This window comes from Ruegeria sp. THAF57, from assembly GCF_903914075.1.
Taxonomy (GTDB): Bacteria; Pseudomonadota; Alphaproteobacteria; order Rhodobacterales; family Rhodobacteraceae; genus Ruegeria.
This window is the reverse complement of record NZ_CAIWNQ010000004.1, coordinates 214,694-237,752: the sequence shown is the minus strand read 5'-3', so window position 1 is coordinate 237,752 and position 23,059 is coordinate 214,694. Positions and strand designations below refer to the sequence as shown.

The following is a 23,059-nucleotide window of genomic DNA, read 5'->3' as shown; positions in this document are numbered from 1 at the left end:
TGTGTCAGACCTTTTCCGACACAAGTTTTTCGATGCCTGCAATGATCGCAGCCACGTTCGAGATGTCAAAGTCACTTGCCGTAGGTTCGTTGGCATTGAAAGGAACGGTGATATCGAACTCTTCCTCAATGGCAAAAATGCTTTCCACCAGACCAAGGCTGTCGATTCCAAGATCCTCGAGCGTACTTTCGGGCGTCACATCCGAAGGTTCCAGCACGGCCTGTTCGGCGATGATGGCGATGACGCGTTCGGTGATGCTCATGTCGAACCTCTGATTATCCCGTTGAGGGTGATTTAATCGTTCGGAGCCTGTTTGAAAACAGCCTTTTTGAGCGCCTCTACGTCACGCGCCATGCGTGGGAGGCGGCGCTGGGCCTTGTACATGTCCGTATGCGTTTCCATCTTTACGCCCGGATACCCCATGATCACACGCCCGGCCGGTACATTGGACAGTATTTTGGTACCACCGCCCGCGATGACACCGTTGCCGATAAAAATGTTGTCGACCACACCGGTCTGTCCGCCCAACACCACGTTATTGCCGATCTCGACCGAACCCGACACACCGGTTTGTCCGCACAAAAGGCAATCTTTGCCAACACGCGTGTTATGGCCGACATGCACAAGGTTATCCAATTTCGATCCGTCCCCGATGTAAGTGTTTCGGATCGTGCCGTTGTCGACCGTACAATTTGCGCCAACCTCGACATCGTCCCCGATTTCGACCGCGCCAAGCGAATGGATACGCAACCAGCTTTGCGCCCGCGCATCGCCTTGGTCTCCCATCGTTTTGCGCACGTTTTCTACGCCTGACACCTCGGGCGTAACAAAACTAAACCCGTCGCCACCAATCCGGGCACCCGGTTGCGCAATGAAACGACGGCCGATTTGGGCTCGGGCGCCGATGCTGACCATCTCGCGCAGGACCGCGTTCTCACCCAAGACGGCATCCATTCCGATCACGCAATGCGCGCCGATCACGGCCCCTTTGCCGATCTGTGCGCGCGCGCCAATCACCGCCAATGGGCCAATCGAAACGCCGTCGGCCAGTTCCGCAGTTGGATCAACCACAGCCGAGGGGTGAACACCGGGCGCAACACCCTGCCCCGGATCAAGCATCGAAGTAATCCCGGCCATTGCCATTCTGGGACGAGCAACGAAAACAGCGGCCTTCAGGCCCAATGCCTTCCAATCGGCTCCTTCCCAAAGAACCGCCGCCTGCGCGTTCCCCGCACCAAGAGCGTCGGCATATTTTGGCGACATGGCCATTGCCAAATCCAAAGGTCCCGCATCACCGGGTTCTGCTGCGCGCTCAATGGCAAGATCGCCTTCGCCCTGGTATTCAGCACCCAGTGCTTCGGCGATTTGTAGAATTGTGTAGTGCATGTCGGGCTTCCCGGAACTAGGACTTAACCCGGTGATTACCCCTGAACGTCCGGCAGGGCTACCCCTGCTTTCTGGAGCGCCTCCCAGATTTTCCGGTCGCGGTCGTAGACATCACGCCGATACTGCACCTCACCCTTCGGGCCGATATAGGCCGTTCGATAGATCAGATGAACCGGCACGTGTTGCTCCAACGGAACCGTGGTCTCTTTTCCGGTGGCAAGAATGCGGTGGAAAAACGCCTTGGGGTCTTCTTCCTGTTTGGCAAGCAGTGCGTAGGCAAACTCGAACGGCTGGGCCAGACGAATACACCCGTGCGAGAACGCCCGAACCTCACGCGCGAAAAGAGATTTCTGAGGCGTATCATGCAGATAGATGTTGTATTGATTTGGGAACATGAACTTTACCAGCCCCAATGCGTTGCTTTGGCTCGGCGGCTGTCGCATGGCAAACGGAAAGTTGCGGGCGTTGAATTGGGTAAAGTCCACGGCCCCGCGATTCACTTGCCGGCCACTGCGGTCAGTGATGTGGATATGCCCAACAGCATTTGGGTTAGACTGCAGCTTTGGCAGGTATTCCTTGGTGATAATCGAACGTGGCACATACCAACTTGGGTTGATAACCATATGCTCCATTTCGTCCGAAAACTCGGGGCTGCGCCGATCATGTGTGTTCTTTCCGATCACCGTCCGCGTTTCGAATGAGACCAAGCCGTCATCAACAATCTTCGCTGAAAAGTCCGCCTGATTGACAAGAATATGCCGCGCGCCACGCTCTTTCGGCAACCAGCGTTCACGCTCTAGCGCCACGTATACGGACTTCAGGCGGTCAGATGCAGTCCGGTTCAATTCTGAGATTGTACCCTGACCGGCCACCCCATCCGCAGCAAGGCCATGATCGGACTGAAATCTTTTTACTGCCGCCAACAACGCATCGTCGAATTCAGGGCTTGCCGTGGATTTTAAATAGCCCATAGAAATCAGCCGATTGCGCAGCTTAATTACATTCGGCCCCGTGTCACCGTGTTCCAGTTTATCAGAGGGAACGCCCGCCCCCCAGCCGCCTTTCTGAATAAGGTTTTCAAGCGCGATCTTCTGCTTCATAAGCGCGCGATACTGTGCGTTTTGTGGGGTAAGCAGATCAAAATACGCGGCATCGTGATCCACCAAGCCCTGCAGATGCTGGGCGGCTGTCCGACGTTCGATCTTTCGCACCAGCCCGTCGTCAATCTGGGATGGGCGTAACGCACCCGAATACATGTCATTGGCGTAGGCGACGAAAGCGCGGCTCAACGACATTTCGACCGCACCCAGATCGCGCTGGGTTTGCGCGTCCTGCATCTGAGTCAGCAAACCCTGTACGTCGTAAGCGCCCTCTGGCAAACCGTGCATGTCAACGCTGGACAATGCCCGGATCAAACCTGACCTGCGTGCCTGATGTGAGGGCGAATTGCCAACCCAAACCGGAGAAAACCCGTTGGAGCGATAAAATTCGGACATTCCAGAGCCTGCGGGAAGAAATTCGGCAACGGACATCTGAAACGCGGTCGCAGGTTTGGATTCGGTGTTCGCCAGCGCCGCAGACGCCGCAAAGCAGGCTGCGAAGATGAAACCAGATGGTGCACGTAAAAATGCTCGCATGGGATGACCCTGATTATTCAATAACTTGGACGCTTTTTCAGTTCACGTCGAACAAATATGATTGCGGGTCAGACCGCTTGTCCATTCACAAATGCATCACTTCAAATCTTCTTTTTGGCCGTGATGCGCGTTTGCATCGTCAAGGGACCGGCATGACCCATCCGCTTAAAGAATATACCGAATTGCATCATCTGCGCAAAAAACTGCCGAAAATTCCCCCTTGAATAGATGAGTATGAAAGACTTCTTGGCGGTCTTTCACGACTGTGCCATAAATTCGCCATCTGGGATGGGAAAAAATTAAGAACGCGCGCGTAACATCGTGTGCAGGCAGGAACAGTACGGGACGAAACTATAATGACTACGAGCAGTACTTCGGGCTTGACCCGACGTGCCCTATTGGGCGCATTTGCAGCTACGGCAGTTGTCGCGGCACCGAGTTATTCCAATGCAGCAGGGTTTCTCCGCGGCGGTGGTGATATTCGACGTATTCGCATGTATTCGGGCCGTACCGGCGAGCGGATCGATATGATCTATTGGGTCGACGGCAAGTACATCAAGGATGCCGTCAAGGAAGTGAACCACTTCATGCGCGACTGGCGCACCGATCAGGTCAAACCTATGGACCTGCGCACCATCGACATCATGGCTGCCTCTCACAATCTCCTGAATGTTGACGAGCCTTATATGCTGCTGTCGGGTTATCGCTCGCCGCAGACAAACGCGATGTTGCGGTCACGATCGCGGCGCGTTGCCAAGAACTCGTTGCACATGAAAGGTCAGGCTGCTGACCTGCGCTTGTCGTCCCGTTCAGTCTCGCAAATGGCCAAGGCCGCAATGTCCTGTCGGGCCGGTGGTGTTGGCAAATATTCCCGCTCAAATTTCGTTCACATGGATTGCGGTGAAATCCGAAGCTGGGGCGGCTAAAAGCAACCCACCCCACCAAACACAGAGCGCCCACGGGCGCTTTTTGTTTTTCTAGAACGTCTCACGACGGGCGCAATACCGACAGATGCAGAATTGCGACGTTAGGACAGATAAACGGATCGGATGATTATGGCGCACCTGAGAGGATTCGAACCTCTGGCCTCTGCCTTCGGAGGGCAGCGCTCTATCCAGCTGAGCTACAGGTGCCTTGGTCGTTAGCTAACCTTGATCCGATCCGGGTGCAACTGCAAATCGCCCCTATAGCGCCGGCATTTACGCAAACAAATCATGCGCCAGTTCAAGCGCGTCGACCAGCGTGTCAACCTCATCCGTTGTGTTGTAAAGGCCAAAGCTCGCACGGCAAGTTGCGGTAACACCGAAGAAATCCATCAGTGGCCCTGCGCAATGATGCCCGGCGCGGACCGCGACGCCCTTCTTGTCCAGAATGGTGGATACGTCATGCGCATGTCCAGCCCCGTCCAGCGTAAAGCTGAAGATCGCGGCCTTGTCCGGACGCATACCTTGAACCTGAAGCCAATTGAGACCAGCCAGTTTCTCGAACGCATAATCGCGCAACCCCGCCTCATGCGCGGCGATGTTCTCCATCCCCAGATCCATCATGTAATCCAGCGCGACGCCCAGCCCGATGGTCTGAACTATGCCCGGGGTACCGGCCTCGAATTTCATGGGCGGGTCGTTATAGATAACCTGATCTTTGCTGACTTCTTTGATCATGTCGCCACCGCCGATAAAAGGGCGCATCTCGGCCATGCGTTCGGATTTAATGTAGATCGCACCAGAACCGGACGGGCCATACAGCTTATGCCCCGTGATTGCATAGAAATCACAGCCGATATCCTGCACGTTCACCGGCATGTGCACGGCACCCTGACTTCCATCCACCAGCACCGGAACGCCCTTGGTATGGGCGCCTTCGGTAACAGCCTTTACATCGACCACAGTACCAAGAACATTTGAACACTGTGTTACGGCAACCAGCTTGGTCTTGGGTCCGATCGCGTCAATCACCGCTTGCGGGTCCAGCCCGCCGTCCGGATCAATGTCGACCCATTTCAGGACAACGCCCTGCCGCTCGCGCAGGAAGTGCCAGGGAACGATGTTGGCGTGGTGCTCCATGACACTCAGGACGATTTCATCCCCGGCCTCGAGACGCGGCATCGCCCAGCCATAGGCAACAAGGTTAATTCCCTCGGTCGTGCCCGAATTCAGAACGATTTCGTTTTCATCTTGGGCGCCGAGGAAACGCGCGATGGTGCCACGAACGGATTCGTATTTCTCGGTCGCCAGGTTCGACAGGTAGTGCAAACCGCGATGAACATTTGAATATTCTTCAGCATACGCCCGCGTCACCGCGTCAATCACGACCTGAGGTTTCTGCGCCGAAGCGCCATTGTCCAGATAGGTTAACGGCTTTCCATTCACCTCTCGGGACAGGATCGGGAAGTCAGAGCGGATTTTCTGCACATCATACATGGTTTTTTCTTTCCTACACCGGACCACTGGGTGTCAGCACAAGGACAAATGGCAATGCAACCAAAGCCGACAACACAATGACCCCAAAGGATTTAAGGAGTGAGCCGAACTTATGCGCTTCGTTCAGGAAATGCAGTGTGACGTAAAGGCTTAGTATCGCTGTCGCCAGCATCAACATGACCATGAAGAAGGGCACGACCAGAGACACCAGCAAAGTCACCGTAAGCGCGACAATTTGAAGAAACTGCAGCCAAACTGACAGAATCATGATGTCTTCAAACGAAGCCGTGCCACCCATGAACTTTCCGATGAACAGAAAAGCCGCGATGCTCAGCAGCATGGCACCCGCCGATCGTAAAAGGTTCAAAAGCACCGGTTCAGCTTCAACCACGCCCTGTCCCTGCGGAACCACGATAAGCTGGTCGATTCCAACCTGAACGAGTCCGTTCAGAACAACCGCCAGGAAAAAGGCCAGCCACAAAACCTCGCGCCCCGGACGCAGTGACAGCAGGCGACGGGCGGCTTCGGCTGGATTGGTTACGGTGAGAACCGCAAGATGGCTGAGCGGGGCACTATTCATTCTGAGAACCCCTGCGCTTGACGCATTCCTGACATCCAAAACCACAGGAAAACCGCGACCCAGATCAGGCCGACCGCTGAAAGCGTTGGCCCCGGCCCAATGAATCCCGCAACCAGCCCATTTAGAAGAACCAACGGCGTTGATGACAAGAGAGCCCAGAACAGCGCGACCCGCGCGCCATAGGCCGAACCTTTGCCGCCAATCAAACGCGCCGCGCCATACGATATGAACGCCAGCAAGTAGAAGAAGAGAGGCAGGATAATCACCGTACCCAAAAGCGCACCGCCCATGAGCATGTTCAACTCAAGACCTTCAAGATGTGCGCGTCGGGACAGGCTGGGCAGCTGGGCAATGAAAGCCACGACGCAGAACGCCATGACAAAGACCAAAGCGCGATCTTCACGTTGCCCCAATTCGAGAAGCCGGCGCACGACACGGCCCGGCCCTCGATATGTGGCCACAATATCAGACGTAACCGGCATCAGCTATGTCGCGACAACCAGCCTTCCAGCCGGCTCACGATCGCTTCAGCCAACGCTTCATCCTCTATCTCGTCCACGGCTTCGGCCAGAAACGCCAACGTCAGCATGTTGGTCGCGTCTTTTGTCGGAACTCCGCGCGAGCGCAGATAGAAAAGAGCCGTTTCGTCGATCGCGCCCGAAGTCGAGCCATGCGAGCATGCAACGTCGTCAGCATAAATCTCAAGCTCGGGTTTGGCGAGAAACTGGCTGTCATCGTCCAACAGCAACGATTGGCTGATCTGGTACCCGTCGGTTTTCTGCGCGCCCTCTTTCACAAGGATCTTGCCCTGGAAAACGCCGGTAGCGCCGTTTCGTAAAACCTTCTTGAACACCTGACGGCTTTCGCAGTTCACCGCGTCATGGGTTACAAACACCGTGTCATCGTGGTGAAAATCACCATCGCCAACACAAGCACCCGCCACATGCGCCACGGCGTCATCGCCGGTCAGTTCGATGACTTGCTCATTGCGGGTCAGCACTCCGTTCACGGTCAGTGTAAAGGACTTGTAGACCGACTCCTTACCCAAACGAGTGAACATATGGGTGGCTGCCCGGCGCTCATGATCCCGGCCTTGTGCGCGTACATGGTGCAGAACGCCTTCATCGGCGATGTCGATTTCCATGCATTTGTTAAAACGCGACGCGGCTGGCCCATTCTCAAGAATGGTCACTTCTGCTCCGGATTCTACGCGAATGATATGATGCAACATCGCATCCGAGGTTTCCGACGCGTGCCGATAAATAAAGCTGATCGGCTTCGAGGGCTTCCCAGTCACATGAATCGCGATACCGTCTGCGGCAAATGCCGTATTCAACGCAGCAAGCGGACGCTGCACAGGAGTCTGACCACGCGCTTCAAGAACGCCGTACAGCTCTTTTGCCCAGTGGATGTCTTTGCAGCAGATGTCTTCGATCCGATCAATCGTGACGCCTTCCAGCTCAAGATCATCCGACTCTTCGGGGCTGAAGACACCGTCCACGAACACAATCTTCAGGCGGTCAAACTCGCTGAACAGCATCGCTTCATCAGAGTGGAACAATGCAGCAGTGGGCGCCTCGGCCGAGACCAGCGTATCGGGGCGTGTGTATTTCCAATACTCATCGCGGCGCCCCGGCAGACCCATTTCAAGAACCCGCGCCAGCGCATCTTCGCGCGCGGCACGTGTGCAACCGGCGTCAGGCATTACCAGATTGGCCAGCCGCGCCTCGGTTGCGGTTTGTTTCACTTCGGGCAGCGCCATCAGTTCACCTCGGCCAGAATGTCAGCGTAACCGTTGTTTTCAACCTCAAGCGCCAGATCAGGACCGCCGGTCTTGACGATCTTACCATCTGCCATAATGTGCACGACATCCGGTTTGATATGATCCAACAGACGCTGATAGTGCGTGATTACCAGGAACCCACGACCTTCGTCGCGCAGCGCGTTCACGCCTTCTGCGACCAGTTTCATCGCGTCGACATCAAGACCCGAATCCGTTTCATCCAGGATGCACATCTTGGGCTCAAGCATCGCCATTTGCAGGATCTCGTTACGCTTTTTCTCACCGCCCGAGAAACCGACATTGACGGGGCGTTTCAGCATGTCCGCGTCGATCTTCAAGGATTTCGCCTTAGCGCGAACCTCTTTCAGGAAATCAGCGGCCGACAGCTCATCCTCACCGCGCGCCTTGCGTTGTGCATTCACAGCGGTACGCAGGAACGTCATGTTGCCAACGCCCGGAATTTCGACCGGGTATTGGAAGGCCAAGAAAACACCAGCGGCAGCGCGTTCCTCGGGCTCCATCTCCAGCAGGTCCTCACCATCCAACGTGGCTGACCCATCGGTTACTTCGTATCCGTCACGACCCGACAGCACATAGCTGAGTGTCGATTTGCCCGAGCCATTCGGCCCCATGATCGCATGCACTTTTCCCGCCTCGACGGTAAGGTCGACACCTTTGAGGATTTGCTTTTCCTCTTCTTCGAGTTTCACGTGCAGGTTTTTGATTTCCAGCATTTTTTGACCCTTTAGCGTATCGCAAGGGGCCACCCGGCCCCGATAAATTCTGATTTCAAGAGAGAGAGTTCAGGGTTACCCCACAGACCCTTCAAGGCTGATCGCAACCAATTGCTGCGCTTCCATGGCAAATTCCATCGGCAACGCCTGCAGGACGTCCTTGCAGAACCCGTTGACAACCAGCGCCACGGCCTCTTCCTCGTCCATGCCGCGTTGACGGCAATAGAAAAGCTGATCGTCATCCACCTTGGATGTCGTCGCCTCATGCTCAACCCGGCTCGAGTTGTTCTTGACCTCGATATACGGCACCGTATGCGCCCCGCATTTGTCGCCAATCAGCAGGCTGTCACACTGGGTATAGTTCCGGCTGTTCTTGGCCTTGGGATGCATCGAGACCAGCCCACGGTAAGTGTTTTGCGCCTTACCCGCACTGATACCTTTGGACACGATCCGCGACTTGGTGTTCTTACCAAGGTGAACCATCTTGGTGCCGGTATCGGCCTGCTGGTAGTTATTCGTGATCGCGATCGAATAGAACTCACCCTGGCTTTCCTCACCACGCAGGATGCAGGATGGGTATTTCCACGTCACAGCCGAACCGGTTTCAACCTGCGTCCACATCACCTTAGACCGATCACCCCGGCAATCGGCGCGTTTGGTCACGAAGTTATAGATGCCACCCTTGCCATTCTCATCCCCGGGGAACCAGTTCTGAACGGTCGAGTACTTAACCTCGGCGTCTTCCTCGATGATGATCTCAACCACAGCGGCATGCAATTGCGCGGTATCGCGCTGCGGCGCGGTGCAGCCTTCCAAATAGGACACATACGATCCCTTGTCGGCGATGATCAGCGTCCGTTCAAACTGACCGGTGTTTTCCGCGTTAATGCGGAAATAGGTGCTCAGCTCCATCGGGCAGCGCACACCCGGCGGGATGTAGACGAACGAGCCGTCCGAGAACACGGCCGAGTTCAGCGTAGCGTAGAAGTTGTCCGAGACCGGAACCACCGACCCAAGGTATTTCTTGACCAGCTCGGGGTGCTCGCGGATCGCCTCGGAAATCGAACAAAAGATCACACCGGCTTTCTTCAATTCGGCCTGAAATGTTGTTCCAACAGACACCGAGTCAAACACTGCATCAACGGCAACCTTCCGGCCTTCGGCGGGCGCATCCTCGGCCCCCTCGACACCAGCCAGAATCATCTGTTCTTTCAGCGGAATGCCCAGCTTTTCATAAGTGGCCAACAGCTTGGGATCGACCTCGTCCAGCGACTTGGGCTTTTCCTCCATCGACTTGGGCCGGGCATAGTAATACTGATCCTGAAAGTCGATCTTGGGATAGTTGACCATCGCCCAGTTCGGCTCTTCGATCTGGGTCCAGCGCTCAAACGCGGCCAGACGCCATTCAGTCATCCACTCGGGCTCTTCGTTCTTTTCCGAGATCAGACGGACGATATCGGGGTTCACGCCCTTGGGCGCATACTCCATCTCGATATCAGTGTCCCAACCGTATTTATAGGTTCCGACCTCGCGTACCGCGTCCACGGTTTCCTGATCGACACCCTCTTTTACCTGGGTCTGGTCCAAAGCGGCCATAAGTCACCCTCCGTCAGATCACGCGGCCCGCGCGCGATGTTTCTTTTCTTTCGCCAGCCACGTTTCCGCGAAACGCAGCACATCTTCTTCTGTAGTCTGATGTCCAAGCGACACGCGCACAGCGCTGGATGCCACCTCGTCATCGAAACCCATTGCAGTCAAAACCGCGCTTGCCCGGACCTTGCCGCTGGAGCAGGCCGAGCCAGCACTGACCGCAAAACCTGATAAATCCATCTGCATGACTTGTGTCTCGCCTTTCCAGCCGGGGGTGGCAAAACACAGCGTGTTCGGCAGGCGATCCTGACCATTCCCGATAAAAATAGTAGTTTTAGAACCAGCCTCAAGAGCCATTTCTAGAATATTTCTAAATTCTTCAACTTGCGCCCAAACCCCATTGGCCAGATCGCGCGCCGCTGCCTCAGCCGCCGCTCCGAAACCCGCGATTCCAATGACATTTTCGGTGCCGGATCGACGCCCCATTTCCTGTCCGCCGCCTTTTATTCGGGCGGCCAGATCAGTTCCACGCTTCATTACGACTGCGCCAACCCCTTTTGGCCCACCCAGTTTGTGCGCCGAGATCAACGCCATTTGTACGTCCAGCCAGTTGAACGCCACGGGCAATTTTCCAAACGCCTGCGTCGCATCCGTTACTGCCAGACCCGCAGGCAAAGACTGGATGATCCCCGTCTCGGAATTTGCAAGCTGCAAGGTGGCGTTTTGCGGCTCTGCTACATCAACCAAACCGTTATCGGAAACTGTAAGGTCTTCCTGTATCCAGGCCCTGACCGCATCATGCTCAATCCCGGCGCCATGCAAGGCGCGGCCTTCCAAGGCCAGCGCCGCACCTTCGGTCGACCCCGAGGTAAAAACGATATCGGCACCATCCGCCCCAAACGCCGCAGCAACCTGGGCGCGCGCGCGCTCAATCAGTGCCTTGGCTGCACGCCCTTCCGCATGGACAGACGACGGATTGCCACACACATCCATTGCCGCAAGCATAGCATCCCGTGCTTCGGGCCGCAGAGGGGCTGTCGCGTTATGATCCAGATAAACGCGATTCATGGATGCACCTTTAACGGCTCATCGTGTCGTGTGATTGCCCTGAATGCGCAGTTGATCATTTCAGTCGTCCACGACCGAAAATAGATTTGGAACTGCCGGGCAAGGCGCCAGATCGTTCTTGATGACGTCAGAAAGACGGGTCTGATGTAAAAAGACATAGACGTGTGCACTCAGGCCTTCCCAAAGCCTGTTGGTCAAGGATTGCGCACGACTGCCAGAGGATCCGCCCGACGCTCCTGCGCCCTTTTGCAGCGCATCCACAGTCTCATCAACCGCGGCCAGAACTTCTACAACACGGATTTCCGAAGCAGGTCGCGCCAGCCGATAGCCACCGCCTGGCCCCCTGACTGACGACACCAGATCGGCGCGTCGCAGTTTGACGAACAATTGTTCGAGATAAGCTAAGGAAATGTCCTGTCTTTCAGAGATTTCGCCCAACGTCACCAGCCCGTCAGGCGGTTGAAGTGCGATATCAGCCAAAGCGACCATCGCATAACGACCTTTGGTCGACAGCTTCATTTTCTTTCCCTCTTGGCTGACATCGCGCGAAAACATTGACGCCGCCGCTGCCAGTGCGTATCTCCGACTGACAGCGCCAAAGCGCGCAGCATTACAATTAGAACCGTTCTAAGGTGCCTGACGATAACAGTCAAGTATAGACAGGCGCCCAGAAGAAAAAGACAGGACCAACGCACACATGCCCGAGGTGATTTTTCCCGGACCAGAAGGCCGCCTGGAAGGCCGTTACCACCCGCAAAAGGAAAAAGACGCACCGATCGCCATCGTGCTGCACCCGCATCCTCAATTCGGCGGGACCATGAACAACAAGGTGGTCTATAACCTTCACTATGCGTTCTACAACATGGGCTTCACAGTTCTGCGGTTCAACTTCCGTGGCGTGGGCCGCAGCCAGGGCGAGTATGATCAAGGCGTCGGCGAGTTGAGCGATGCCGCCTCGGCGCTGGATTACCTGCAGTCGATGAACAACAACTCGAAACACTGCTGGGTGGCCGGATTCTCATTCGGCGCATGGATCGGTATGCAACTGCTGATGCGCCGGCCCGAAATCACTGGCTTTATCAGTGTATCGCCCCCGGCCAACATGTACGACTTTTCGTTCCTGGCCCCCTGCCCCTCGTCCGGGCTGATCATCAATGGCTCTGCGGACCGTGTTGCACCGCCTGCAGACACAACATCGCTGGTCAACAAACTGCACGAGCAAAAGGGCATCACCATCACCCATAACGAGGTTGAAGGCGCTGACCACTTTTTCCAGGATCGCCACATGGACACCCTGATCACCGATGTCAGCGACTATGTGAAACGCCGGCTGACCGAGACCACGCGCTGATGTCTGACACGCTCAACTCGCTTGCGGCGAAACTGGCCGAAGACACGTTGAAAGTCATGGATGAAACCGGTGACGATCGCTTCTTTGTCGAGGTCGGCGATTTGCTGGGCGCATCCTCTCAAACATTGGAAGAGGCGTTTCTGACAGAAATCCGGGTGCGGCTGGCTGAACGCAAGGCGCGACAGTTCGTCATCAAGCGCCTGTCGGAACACCGCAAGCAAATAAAAGCGATTGAAAAACAATGACTGACAGGCTGTCCGCGCAAGTAGAATTCCTGAAAAGCGCGGACAAACTGAAATCGGTTGATCGCGCCAACGCATTGTTGGATCAGTCACGTGCCGAAAATGCGGCCGAGCATAGCTGGCAATTGGCTCTTTGGGCTTTGGCCATGCAGCCTTTGGCTGGCGATGACGTTGATATCGACCGCGTCATACGAATGCTTCTGCTGCATGATCTGGTTGAGATCATAGTCGGCGATCATCCGATCCACCTTGAGACAGACTGGCTGGCTGTTGAGCGTGCAGAACAAGCAGCGGCAGCAGAGTTGTTCGGGCTGCTTCCTGACGATCAGTCGCAGGCGTTCCTGTCGCTTTGGCAAGAATTTGAGGCGGATAAATCCGCAGACGCCCGTTTCGCCAAGATTCTTGATCGGTGCCAACCCATGTTCCAGGTACTGTGTGCACCGGAACCGCGCCCAGACCATATTGATGTCGTCCGCGATAACTTGAACGGCGGACGTGCGGCTTATCTGGAAACAGACTTCCCCGATGCGTTCCGGCTTGCCCGTTCGATGCTGGAAAACACAAGCGGCCAAGACACACCGTTTTCACGACGCCTTCCCTTTTTAGCTGAATCTGACAAGCTCAAATCCGTGTCGCGGGCGTCACGGCTATTGTCCGGGGAGCGGTTCGAAAACTCTGCCGAGCATTCCTGGCACATCATGCTGTTTGCGTGGGTACTGTCCGAGCATGCCGACCCAGTTGTATCAATCGACCGGGTCCTCAAAATGCTCTTACTGCACGACATCGTCGAAATAGATGCCGGAGATCATCCGATCCACGGACAGGTAGACCACGCCGCCCAGGAAGCCGAGGAACAGGCTGCGGCGACCAGGTTGTTCGGAATGCTCCCGCCTGAACAAAACCAAAGGTTTTTTTCGCTTTGGCAGGAGTTCGAAGCCGCAGAAACGCCAGATGCATGTTTTGCAAAGGCGATTGACCGGTTTCAGACCCCGGTCGGTAATCTGGAAACCGGTGGTGGATCGTGGGTAGATTACAACGTGACCTTTGCCCAGATCGAAAGCCGCGTCGGCAAACCTATTTCGCGGGGCGCCCCAAAACTGTGGTCATGGCTGCGCCCGCAACTGGATAGGTATTTTTCTGAAACGTTGGCCGAATAACGAAAGAAGGGGCGAAAATGCCCCTTCTCCCGGCAACCGGCAGGCGCCTAGACCTGAACACCGTTTAACCATTCAACATTGTCGGCCACACTGTCGTTAACTTCCCCTCCGCCAGTCAGCCAACCCAGCGCCACAATCAAAGCCGATACAGCAATGACAGAAATTGCAAATTTCGTCATATAAATTACTCATAAAATACAACCTTCTAACGCTTCTCAAATGCCACAAATTTGCGCGTCTAAACAGTAAGGTAAACCGGACCCTCAACGGAGTTGCATGCTCTGTCCCCATAGAAAAACCTGATCATCCAAAAAGGGCTTGCAGAGATCAGAAAAACCGTGCTCAACAACGCTTGGTTCAATCATATCGAGACCTGCCGTGCCCAAAGCTTATTTGATCCTTCTACTGGCAGTTATTGCTGAAACCGTTGGGACGACATCCTTGCAGGCCAGCCAGCAATTCAGCCGATTCTGGCCATCGGTACTTGTTGTTGTGGGCTATGGCGTCGCCTTCTATCTGCTGGGTCTGACGCTGAAATACATGCCGGTCGGAATCGTTTACGCGATTTGGTCCGGTCTTGGCATCTTTCTGATTGCGATCATCGGGTTTATTGTCTTCGGCCAAAAGCTGGACTGGCCAGCCGTACTCGGACTGACAATGATATTGACCGGAATCCTTGTCATTCACCTGTTTTCAAAAACCGCTGGCCACTGATCGCCGGTTAGGGCTGGTCTATTTGGTCAAACCACGCTATGCGCGCGGCAACTTCCCGTTCAAAGGCTGACCTCTCATGGACCTGCGCAATATCGCAATCATCGCTCACGTGGACCACGGCAAGACGACCCTGGTGGATGAGCTGCTCAAACAATCCGGTGCGTTCCGGGAAAATCAGGCCGTGGCGGAACGCGCCATGGACAGCAACGATCTGGAGCGTGAGCGCGGGATCACCATCCTAGCCAAGGCAACTTCGGTCGAATGGAAAGGTACGCGCATCAACATCGTCGACACCCCCGGCCACGCCGATTTCGGCGGCGAGGTTGAGCGGATCCTGTCGATGGTCGACGGTGTGGTTCTGTTGGTCGATGCGGCCGAAGGCCCGATGCCGCAGACCAAATTCGTGACCTCCAAGGCGCTAGCGCTGGGCCTGCGTCCGATCGTGGTGTTGAACAAGGTCGACAAGCCCGACGCTGAACCCGACCGCGCGCTGGATGAGTGCTTCGACCTGTTCGCCAACCTCGGCGCGGACGATGACCAGTTGGACTTCCCGGCGATGTACGCCTCGGGCCGTTCTGGCTGGGCGGATATGGAGCTGGACGGTCCGCGCAAGGACCTGACCGCCTTGTTCGACCTGATCGTCGATCACGTCCCTGCCCCCAAACAGGCCGACAAGAAAGACGAACCGTTCCGTATGCTGGCAACGACGCTGGGCAGCGACCCGTTCATCGGACGAATCCTGACCGGCCGCGTCGAAAGCGGCACACTGAAAGCGGGCGATAGCCTCAAGGCGCTGTCGCGCGACGGTACTTTGATCGAAAACTTCCGCGCCTCGAAAATCCTCGCGTTCCGCGGTCTGGCCCAACAGCCCATCGACGTGGCCGAAGCCGGTGACATCGTCACCATCGCTGGCATGAGCAAAGCGACCGTTGCGGATTCGCTTGTGTCCCCGCAGGTTGAAGAGGCCCTGCCCGCCCAACCCATCGACCCGCCGACCATCACAGTGACCTTTGGCATCAACGACTCGCCTCTGGCCGGTCGTGACGGAAAAAAGGTTCAGTCCCGCGTGATCCGCGACCGCCTCATGAAGGAGGCCGAGTCAAACGTCGCCATCCGTATCACCGATACCCCCGGCGGCGAAGCGTTCGAGGTCGCAGGCCGTGGCGAATTGCAAATGGGCGTTCTGATCGAAAACATGCGTCGCGAAGGGTTCGAACTTAGTATCTCGCGCCCGCAGGTTCTGTTCCGCGAAGAAGACGGTCAGCGCATGGAACCCATCGAAGAAGTCACCATCGACGTCGACGACGAATTCTCGGGCGCTGTGATCGAGAAAGTCACCGGCGCGCGCAAGGGCGAACTGGTTGAAATGCGCCCCGCAGGTGCTGGTAAGACCCGCATCATCGCGCATGTGCCGTCGCGGGGTCTGATCGGCTATCACGGCGAGTTCTTGACCGACACCCGCGGCACCGGTGTTCTGAACCGCGTTTTCCACGGCTGGGCCGCGCATAAAGGCCAAATTCCCGGTCGTCGTGCAGGCGTTCTGATCTCGATGGAAAACGGACAGGCCGTGGCCTATGCCCTATGGAACCTAGAAGAGCGTGGACGCATGTTCGTGGCGCCGCAAACCGATGTCTATCAAGGCATGGTGATCGGCGAGCATTCCCGCGACAACGATCTGGAAGTGAACCCACTCAAGGGTAAAAAACTGACAAACGTGCGCGCCAGCGGGTCTGACGACGCGGTACGACTGACACCGCATGTCCAGTTCTCGCTAGAAGAGGCGATTGCCTATATCGACGACGACGAATTGGTCGAAGTTACGCCAAACGCCATCCGGCTTCGCAAGCGCTATCTTGATCCGCATGAACGCAAGCGGATGGCCAAGTCTGCATAATTTCGAAAATTGCGGTTTCCATATTCGGAACAAAATATGCAATTTGGTACTTTTGGGTATCCCTGCGAAATAATCATTCAACGAAAGCCCATCTTTGCGATGGGCTTTCTTTTTGTTTTTTAAAAACTTTCAACCCAACATTGTGTCAGCAACTTAAGTTTTTCCTTCAAGCATTATTAAAATATGGCCAAGAACCGGTGAATTTGTGTTAAAAATGTGGCACACTATTATTTGTAAAGCGATGTGTTAACGAGTTTGAAGGAGTGACGCCATGCGCGTGAAATCCCGTTTACTATCATTTGTATTCATTTCTGCGACCTTCCCACTGATTTCCGCGGGTACCGTCCAGGCATCGGAAACTTGCACAGTTAAAACGGCCCGACAGTCGGTATCGACAGAAACTCTGTGCGATTGTCAGGTCGTTGATCGGAGGATGCTCAAGTATCTTCAACGCCGCCCGGATTTTGAAGACATCCTGGCGCGCACATCTGAAGCGTGCCCGTTGTTCGCAGCGATACTTACGGACATCCCAACCGCAACCATCGCAGCCAACCAACGCAACAATGACGCAAATCAGAATTCGCTCGGCTCATCCGGGACCGGTAGCAGTAGCGACGGCGGACAAACCGGATCAGGCACCGATGGTGACGACGGGACCAATGGCGGTGGTGGAGTGTCACCAACAAGAGGTGATTCTGGCGGCGGCAGCGGTAACGACGGCGGTGGCGGCAATGACGGCGGCGGCGGAAGCGGAAACGGCAACGGTGACGGACCGGGTTCCGGCGGTAGCACAGGCGACAGCGGCGGCGGCAATGACAGCAATGGCGGCAGCAACGGCGGTGCTGACAATGGCGAAGGTCGCGGCAATGGCGGTAGTAACGGTGGCGGCAACTCTGGTTCTTCTGGACAGAGTAATGGCGGCAGCGATGACGGCAGCAGAAGAGGTAGCGGCGACGGAAACGGCGGCAGCAATGGAGGAGGAAACTCCGACAGCGGCAGCGGCAATGGCGGCAGCAATGGCGGTGGAAACTCCAACAGCGGCGACGGCAACGGCGGTAGCAATGGTGGAGGCAACACTGGCGGCAACAACGGTGACGGCGGCGGCTCTGGTGGCGGTGGCTCTGACGGCAGCGGTGGCGGCTCCGACGGTGGTGGCAGCGATGGCAGCGGCGGCGGTGCTGGCGGCGGCGGTTCCGACGGGAGCGGCGGTGTATTCTAACCGAGCGTTCTGACCGCCTCTCAGATACGGACAAGGGCGACCGATTGGTCGCCCTTCCTTTTGCCGGCCGTCAATTTCGAAGGCTACGCTCAGCTTCGACCGTAAATTCCGACCCAATTGCTTGGCTTTCTAGGGTCCTGCATCCGCAAGAACAGGTACCTGGTGGCCGACCACGGCTTGATACTGTTGGTCAGATTATCCAGCACCAGATCGCCACCGGCAGAGCGATAGACCAACACTGCATGAGCCTGTCTTTGCGTATCCAGCACGGTCGCAATCAGCAGTTTGCTTGGATCAATGCCTGCCCGGATCAAATCCCGCTTTTTGAGCAAAGCGAAATCTTCACAATCGCCTCCACGGGAAGTTGGCAATGCCCATCGTTCCACTGTGCGGTACTGCGACTGGTCGGTGACCTCTCGGGTTGTTGCGTTAACCTGTCGATTGACCCTGTTGATGATTCTCATTTCCTGCTGTGTCGTCAATGAGATAGACGACGTACTTGAACACGCCCAAGCGTATTGCCGGCACAACTGGCGCGCGCCCGACGGCGGCGGCGACGCAGCCACCGCGCGGATAAAACTTCCTTCGCTAGCCTCGACATTCGAGCCACCAAACATGGCGGCGCATGCCAAAGCGGATACTCCAATGGCCCGCCCTAGTGATAAGGCCGACCTCTTAACAACTGCTCTGCTTCCGATGCCAACAGAATTCATGCCTGTCCCTCGATCCTTATGTCTCCAAGCGATTGCGAACAGACCGGACCGTATCCCCAGTTCGGAAACTATCGGTAAACGGAACCGCCTGCGCAATCTGACGTGACCGTGCGAAGGAAAAGAGGCGGAATTTCGTGACTCAATTTGACCATTTGGAGCAAGAATTGCGTTGAGCCAGCCACAATTATGGCATGCAGGTCGCGAGCTGCGTTCAGAAAACTGATGCAACTCATTGAAAAAAATAAAATATTAGAATGACATTGTGAGCCCGGTGGAGGACACAATTTCGATTTTGCGCGTTGGCTGAAATCCGCGCAATAAAAACGGCCGCCGGGTTAGTTAATACCCGGCGGCCGAAAAAACTGATTCTACTCAGTGATTTCCACGACCACGAGTTCACGCTCACTTGCGCCGCGCGCGTGATCCAGGGCCTCTTGATACTCGGGCGAATTATAGCATTCGACCGCGGCTTCTACGGACGGAAACCGGGCAACCACGTTGCGCGGCCGTTCTTTACCTTCAAGCTGCACATATCGCGCGGCGCGCGCGATAAATTCTCCGCCGTGCTTGGCGATCGCTGGTCCAGCAAGCTCAGCGTATTTTCCATAAGCCTCGGTGTCTGTCACCGTGACATGTGCGATCCAAAGTGCGGGCATCTTACCCCTCCAGTACCTGTTCAGCGGCTTTGATCGCCGCATCAGAATTCGAAGCGTCCTTGCCGCCACCCTGCGCCATGTCAGGGCGGCCACCGCCGCCCTTACCGCCCAGTTCCGCGACAGCAGCGCGAACCAGATCGACCGCCGAAACTTTTTCGGTCAAGTCCTGCGTTACACCAGCCGCGACCGCCGCCTTGCCGCCCGCATCCGCGATCAGCAAAACAGCCCCCGATCCCAGACGGCTTTTGTGTTCGTCGATCAATGCAGGCAGATCCTTACCGGACACACCAGTCAGCGCCTGCGCCAGGAATGGCACGCCGTTCACATCTTTTGCTTCAGCGCCACCCTGACCTGAACCCCCTGCCATCGCCAAGTCGCGACGCAACTGCGCTACTTCGTTCTGCAGGGCCTTGCGTTCGTCCATCAGAGTCTTCACCCGGCTGACCACATCGTCGGGCTGTGCCTTCAGTTCGGACGCAATCTGCCCCAACCGCTGATCCTGAGCCGACAAATGGCGGAAAGCCTCTTCCCCGGTCAATGCCTCGATACGGCGCACACCCGCGCTGCTGGCACTGTCGCCAAGAACGACAAAGGTTCCGATATCGCCGGTCTGTTTGACATGCGTACCACCGCACAGCTCGATCGACCACGTTTCGCCGTCCTGCCCTTTGCCCGTGGGCGCTTTACCCATCGAGACAACGCGCACCTCGTCGCCGTACTTCTCGCCAAACAGCGCCTGCGCACCCAGTTCACGCGCATCGTCAGGCGTCATGATCCGAGTTTCCACGGTCGAGTTCTGGCGGATAAAGGCATTCACCTCACGCTCGACCTTTTGCAGTTCCTCGGTGCTCAGCGCCTTGGAGTGGCTGAAATCGAACCGAAGTCGGTCAGAGGCGTTCAGCGACCCGCGCTGTGCCACGTGATCCCCCAGCGTTTCGCGCAGCGCCTCATGCAGCAAGTGCGTGGCCGAGTGGTTGGCCCGGATCGCACTACGGCGGGTATGATCCACTTCAAGCTCGACGCCGTCACCCTTGGACAGCGCGCCTTGATTGACCGTCACACGATGTGCATAGACCTTACCTTCGGCGAACTTACGAGTGTCTTCGACCTTGGACACATCCTGCATATTCTCAAGCCGTCGGATTTCGCCGGTATCCCCGACCTGACCACCGGCCTCACCATAGAATGGGGTTTGGTTCACGATGACCCAGCCGGTTCCGCCCTGTTCGATAGTGTCGACCAGCGCGCCATCCACAACCAGAGCAGCCACCTGCCCTTCGGCCTTTTCAGTATCATAGCCTAGAAAATCCGTGGCCCCGGCACTGTCCAGCACGTCAAACCAAACGGCCTGATCTGCGGCCTCGCCCGAACCTGCCCATGCGGAGCGCGCCTTGGCTTTCTGTTCGGCCATCGCCTCATCAAATCCATCGGTATCCACGGTCCGGCCCTTTTCACGTAACGCATCCTGCGTAAGGTCCAGCGGGAAACCATAAGTGTCATACAGTTTGAATGCTGCATCGCCGGGCAGAGCGGCCCCTTCGGGCAGGCCCGCAACCTCATCATCCAGCAGCTTCAGACCGCGATCCAGAGTCTGCTTGAACCGAGTTTCCTCGAGCAGCAGCGTTTCTTCGATCAGCGCCTGCGCCTGTCCCAGTTCCGTGTATTGCGCACCCATCAACTGCACCAACGAGGGCACAAGGCGGTGCATCACAGGGTCTTTCGCACCCAGCAAATGCGCGTGACGCATAGCGCGACGCATAATCCGGCGCAGAACGTACCCGCGCCCGTCATTGCTGGGCATCACCCCATCGGCAATCAGGAACGAGGTCGAGCGTAAGTGATCCGCAATCACGCGGTGATGCACGTTTTGATCGCCGTATGGATCAACGCCGGTTGCATCCGCCGACGCCTCGATCAGCGTTTTGAACAGGTCGGTGTCATAATTGTCATGGCTGCCCTGCAACAACGCGCCAATCCGCTCCAGCCCCATGCCGGTGTCGATGGACTGCATGTCCAGTTCCACCATCGAGCCGTCCTCGAACTGTTCGTTTTGCATAAAAACGATGTTCCAGATTTCGATGAACCGATCACCATCTTCCTCGGCCGAACCCGGAGGGCCGCCCCAGATGTGGTCGCCGTGATCATAGAAAATCTCGGTGCACGGACCACACGGTCCGGTCGGGCCCATTTGCCAGAAGTTGTCACTGGTGGCGATGCGGATAATCCGATCCTCGGGGACGCCGACCTTCTTCCAGATCTCGAACGCCTCATCATCGGTGTGGTAGACCGTTGTCAGAAGACGGTTTTTGTCGATACCGAATTCCTTGGTGATCAGCTCCCACGCGAAAGGGATCGCGTCATGCTTGAAATAATCACCGAATGAGAAATTCCCCAACATTTCAAAGAACGTGTGGTGGCGCGCGGTGTAACCCACATTGTCCAAATCGTTATGCTTGCCGCCTGCACGCACGCATTTCTGGGCCGTTGTCGCGCGCTGATAGTCGCGGGTTTCAACGCCGGTAAACAGGTTCTTGAATTGCACCATGCCCGAGTTCACAAACATCAGTGTCGGGTCATTGCGGGGCACCAGAGGGCTGGACGCCACCACTTCGTGCCCTTGTTTGGCAAAGTAGTTCAGAAAGGTCGATCGGATATCGTTCAGCGTGGGCATAAGGCTCTCTCAGCGCGCAGTCATCTTGTTCCAGAAGGGTTTATCCCTGTCCCATGGGATAGTCCACAGGATTGGAAGGCCAAACGAAACAAGGCGGCCCCGAAGGACCGCCCGTCTGTCAGGAATCGGGATCAGATCAGGCTTCGAGGATGTCGTCATCCTCGGCCGCACCGGGCGGCATATCAAAATCCAACCCATGCGCGGCTCGGATCTTGTCTTCTATTTCAAGCGCGATCCGGCTGTTGTCACGCAGGTATTGCTTGGCATTCTCACGCCCCTGCCCGATCCTCTCGTCGCCATAGCTGAACCACGAGCCAGATTTCTCAACCACTCCAGCCTTTACGCCCAGATCCAGCAGTTCGCCCATCTTGCTAATGCCTTCGCCGTACATGATGTCGAATTCCACCTGCTTGAACGGAGGTGCCACCTTGTTCTTGACGACCTTTACGCGAGTCTGGTTGCCAACCACTTCATCGCGATCCTTGATCGCGCCGATGCGTCGGATATCCAGACGCACCGAGCTGTAGAATTTCAGGGCGTTGCCCCCGGTCGTGGTCTCAGGGCTGCCAAACATCACGCCGATCTTCATCCGAATCTGGTTGATGAAGATCACCATGCAGTTGCTGCGGCTGATCGAGCCGGTCAGCTTGCGCATCGCCTGGCTCATCAAACGGGCCTGAACACCGACATTGCTGTCGCCCATGTCGCCCTCCAACTCGGATTTCGGCGTCAGCGCCGCGACCGAGTCGACCACGACCATGTTCACCGCACCCGAGCGCACCAGAGTATCGGTAATCTCAAGCGCCTGTTCGCCGGTATCGGGCTGCGAGATCAGCAGCTCATCCAGATCAACACCCAACTTGCGGGCATATTGCGGGTCAAGCGCATGCTCCGCGTCGACAAACGCACAGACACCGCCGCGTTTTTGCTGTTCTGCAATACAATGCAGCGTCAGCGTAGTCTTACCCGAGCTTTCTGGCCCGTAAATCTCGACAATCCGGCCCATCGGCAGCCCACCGATTCCCAACGCAATATCCAGCCCCAGTGATCCGGTTGAGCTAGCGTCGATATCCTGCTTGGCATCTTCACCCAGCTTCATGATCGAGCCCTTGCCGAACTGCCGTTCAATTTGCGCCAGCGCGCTGTCGAGCGCCTTTTGCTTGTCTGCGTTTTTCTTGTCGCTCATCGTCAGAAGATCCGCCATTGTCCTGTCGCCTTCCCTTTTGTCACACCCTTTAACGGGC

Annotated in this window: 23 protein-coding genes and 1 tRNA gene; 7 read left to right on the top strand and 17 right to left on the bottom strand. The window is 56.3% G+C overall.

The features are described from left to right. Positions 1 to 4 precede the first annotated feature (4 nt). Genes RUESEDTHA_RS12440 through RUESEDTHA_RS12430 form a run of 3 tightly spaced genes read right to left on the bottom strand, consistent with a single transcriptional unit; the run spans position 5 to position 3,023 of the window. Entirely contained in the window at positions 5 to 262 is a 258-nt protein-coding gene (locus tag RUESEDTHA_RS12440) for an acyl carrier protein (protein WP_180887159.1), read from the bottom strand. Positions 263 to 294: 32 nt separating this feature from the next. Next, the gene (lpxD, locus tag RUESEDTHA_RS12435; RefSeq protein WP_180887158.1) at positions 295 to 1,386 is read right to left on the bottom strand and encodes a UDP-3-O-(3-hydroxymyristoyl)glucosamine N-acyltransferase; all 1,092 of its coding nucleotides are present in this window, start codon (positions 1,384 to 1,386) and stop codon (positions 295 to 297) included. A 35-nt stretch (positions 1,387 to 1,421) separates the two neighbouring features. Next, the gene (locus RUESEDTHA_RS12430) at positions 1,422 to 3,023 is read right to left on the bottom strand and encodes a murein L,D-transpeptidase (protein ID WP_180887157.1); all 1,602 of its coding nucleotides are present in this window, start codon (positions 3,021 to 3,023) and stop codon (positions 1,422 to 1,424) included. Between the two features lie 356 nt (positions 3,024 to 3,379). On the opposite strand from RUESEDTHA_RS12430, the gene RUESEDTHA_RS12425 reads away from it, so the two are divergent. After that, a complete protein-coding gene (locus tag RUESEDTHA_RS12425) occupies positions 3,380 to 3,949 on the top strand; it encodes a DUF882 domain-containing protein (protein WP_180887156.1) in 570 nt (189 codons plus the stop codon). 130 nt (positions 3,950 to 4,079) lie between these two features. On the opposite strand, the gene RUESEDTHA_RS12420 is transcribed toward RUESEDTHA_RS12425, so the two are convergent. The 9 genes from RUESEDTHA_RS12420 to RUESEDTHA_RS12380 form a co-directional block, all read right to left on the bottom strand. Continuing rightward, a tRNA-Arg gene (locus RUESEDTHA_RS12420) sits at positions 4,080 to 4,156 on the bottom strand. A 66-nt stretch (positions 4,157 to 4,222) separates the two neighbouring features. Then, complete coding sequence (locus RUESEDTHA_RS12415; protein ID WP_180887155.1) at positions 4,223 to 5,443, bottom strand: cysteine desulfurase; 1,221 nt, start codon at positions 5,441 to 5,443, stop codon at positions 4,223 to 4,225. 13 nt (positions 5,444 to 5,456) lie between these two features. Continuing rightward, entirely contained in the window at positions 5,457 to 6,023 is a 567-nt protein-coding gene (locus RUESEDTHA_RS12410; protein ID WP_180887154.1) for a Yip1 family protein, read from the bottom strand. Beyond that, positions 6,020 to 6,505: a YIP1 family protein gene (locus RUESEDTHA_RS12405; RefSeq protein ID WP_180887153.1), complete on the bottom strand. Its 486-nt coding sequence runs from the start codon at positions 6,503 to 6,505 to the stop codon at positions 6,020 to 6,022. Before RUESEDTHA_RS12405 ends, RUESEDTHA_RS12410 begins: the two co-directional genes overlap by 4 nt. Next, positions 6,505 to 7,785, bottom strand: coding sequence for a SufD family Fe-S cluster assembly protein (locus tag RUESEDTHA_RS12400; RefSeq protein ID WP_180887152.1), 1,281 nt, complete (start codon positions 7,783 to 7,785; stop codon positions 6,505 to 6,507). Before RUESEDTHA_RS12400 ends, RUESEDTHA_RS12405 begins: the two co-directional genes overlap by 1 nt. Then, positions 7,785 to 8,540 carry a Fe-S cluster assembly ATPase SufC gene (gene sufC, locus RUESEDTHA_RS12395; protein ID WP_170553354.1) on the bottom strand — a complete coding sequence of 252 codons (756 nt, stop codon included), beginning with the start codon at positions 8,538 to 8,540 and terminating at the stop codon, positions 7,785 to 7,787. Before sufC ends, RUESEDTHA_RS12400 begins: the two co-directional genes overlap by 1 nt. Before the next feature lie 75 nt (positions 8,541 to 8,615). After that, entirely contained in the window at positions 8,616 to 10,136 is a 1,521-nt protein-coding gene (gene sufB, locus RUESEDTHA_RS12390) for a Fe-S cluster assembly protein SufB (protein ID WP_170413089.1), read from the bottom strand. 18 nt (positions 10,137 to 10,154) lie between these two features. After that, positions 10,155 to 11,198 carry a cysteine desulfurase family protein gene (locus RUESEDTHA_RS12385; protein WP_180887151.1) on the bottom strand — a complete coding sequence of 348 codons (1,044 nt, stop codon included), beginning with the start codon at positions 11,196 to 11,198 and terminating at the stop codon, positions 10,155 to 10,157. A 60-nt stretch (positions 11,199 to 11,258) separates the two neighbouring features. Then, positions 11,259 to 11,717: an Rrf2 family transcriptional regulator gene (locus RUESEDTHA_RS12380; RefSeq protein ID WP_180887150.1), complete on the bottom strand. Its 459-nt coding sequence runs from the start codon at positions 11,715 to 11,717 to the stop codon at positions 11,259 to 11,261. A 178-nt stretch (positions 11,718 to 11,895) separates the two neighbouring features. Between RUESEDTHA_RS12380 and RUESEDTHA_RS12375 the strand changes: the two genes are divergently transcribed. Genes RUESEDTHA_RS12375 through RUESEDTHA_RS12365 form a run of 3 tightly spaced genes read left to right on the top strand, consistent with a single transcriptional unit; the run spans position 11,896 to position 13,948 of the window. Continuing rightward, the gene (locus tag RUESEDTHA_RS12375; protein ID WP_170450609.1) at positions 11,896 to 12,549 is read left to right on the top strand and encodes an alpha/beta hydrolase; all 654 of its coding nucleotides are present in this window, start codon (positions 11,896 to 11,898) and stop codon (positions 12,547 to 12,549) included. Then, positions 12,549 to 12,794 (top strand): hypothetical protein, encoded by a 246-nt coding sequence (locus RUESEDTHA_RS12370; RefSeq protein WP_180887149.1) that lies wholly within the window; start codon positions 12,549 to 12,551, stop codon positions 12,792 to 12,794. Before RUESEDTHA_RS12375 ends, RUESEDTHA_RS12370 begins: the two co-directional genes overlap by 1 nt. Then, a complete protein-coding gene (locus RUESEDTHA_RS12365) occupies positions 12,791 to 13,948 on the top strand; it encodes an HD domain-containing protein (protein WP_180887148.1) in 1,158 nt (385 codons plus the stop codon). The genes RUESEDTHA_RS12370 and RUESEDTHA_RS12365 overlap by 4 nt, the downstream gene beginning before the upstream one ends. Before the next feature lie 47 nt (positions 13,949 to 13,995). On the opposite strand, the gene RUESEDTHA_RS20880 is transcribed toward RUESEDTHA_RS12365, so the two are convergent. Next, positions 13,996 to 14,127 carry a hypothetical protein gene (locus RUESEDTHA_RS20880; RefSeq protein WP_255431711.1) on the bottom strand — a complete coding sequence of 44 codons (132 nt, stop codon included), beginning with the start codon at positions 14,125 to 14,127 and terminating at the stop codon, positions 13,996 to 13,998. Between the two features lie 199 nt (positions 14,128 to 14,326). Here RUESEDTHA_RS20880 and RUESEDTHA_RS12360 point away from each other — a divergent pair, with 199 nt between their 5' ends. From RUESEDTHA_RS12360 to RUESEDTHA_RS12350, 3 genes are all read left to right on the top strand, one after another. Next, on the top strand, positions 14,327 to 14,662 hold the full coding sequence (locus tag RUESEDTHA_RS12360; RefSeq protein ID WP_180887147.1) for a multidrug efflux SMR transporter: 336 nt from the start codon (positions 14,327 to 14,329) through the stop codon (positions 14,660 to 14,662). A 76-nt stretch (positions 14,663 to 14,738) separates the two neighbouring features. After that, the gene (gene typA / locus RUESEDTHA_RS12355; RefSeq protein ID WP_171121474.1) at positions 14,739 to 16,556 is read left to right on the top strand and encodes a translational GTPase TypA; all 1,818 of its coding nucleotides are present in this window, start codon (positions 14,739 to 14,741) and stop codon (positions 16,554 to 16,556) included. 433 nt (positions 16,557 to 16,989) lie between these two features. After that, the gene (locus RUESEDTHA_RS12350; RefSeq protein WP_180887146.1) at positions 16,990 to 17,775 is read left to right on the top strand and encodes a hypothetical protein; all 786 of its coding nucleotides are present in this window, start codon (positions 16,990 to 16,992) and stop codon (positions 17,773 to 17,775) included. Positions 17,776 to 17,864: 89 nt separating this feature from the next. On the opposite strand, the gene RUESEDTHA_RS12345 is transcribed toward RUESEDTHA_RS12350, so the two are convergent. The 4 genes from RUESEDTHA_RS12345 to recA form a co-directional block, all read right to left on the bottom strand. Continuing rightward, entirely contained in the window at positions 17,865 to 18,488 is a 624-nt protein-coding gene (locus RUESEDTHA_RS12345; RefSeq protein WP_255431709.1) for a transglutaminase-like cysteine peptidase, read from the bottom strand. A 368-nt stretch (positions 18,489 to 18,856) separates the two neighbouring features. Next, positions 18,857 to 19,144 carry a DUF1330 domain-containing protein gene (locus tag RUESEDTHA_RS12340; RefSeq protein ID WP_171121476.1) on the bottom strand — a complete coding sequence of 96 codons (288 nt, stop codon included), beginning with the start codon at positions 19,142 to 19,144 and terminating at the stop codon, positions 18,857 to 18,859. 1 nt (position 19,145) lies between these two features. Next, positions 19,146 to 21,815: an alanine--tRNA ligase gene (alaS, locus tag RUESEDTHA_RS12335; protein WP_180887145.1), complete on the bottom strand. Its 2,670-nt coding sequence runs from the start codon at positions 21,813 to 21,815 to the stop codon at positions 19,146 to 19,148. A gap of 136 nt (positions 21,816 to 21,951) precedes the next feature. Further along, a complete protein-coding gene (recA, locus tag RUESEDTHA_RS12330; RefSeq protein ID WP_170629954.1) occupies positions 21,952 to 23,019 on the bottom strand; it encodes a recombinase RecA in 1,068 nt (355 codons plus the stop codon). Positions 23,020 to 23,059: the final 40 nt, after the last annotated feature.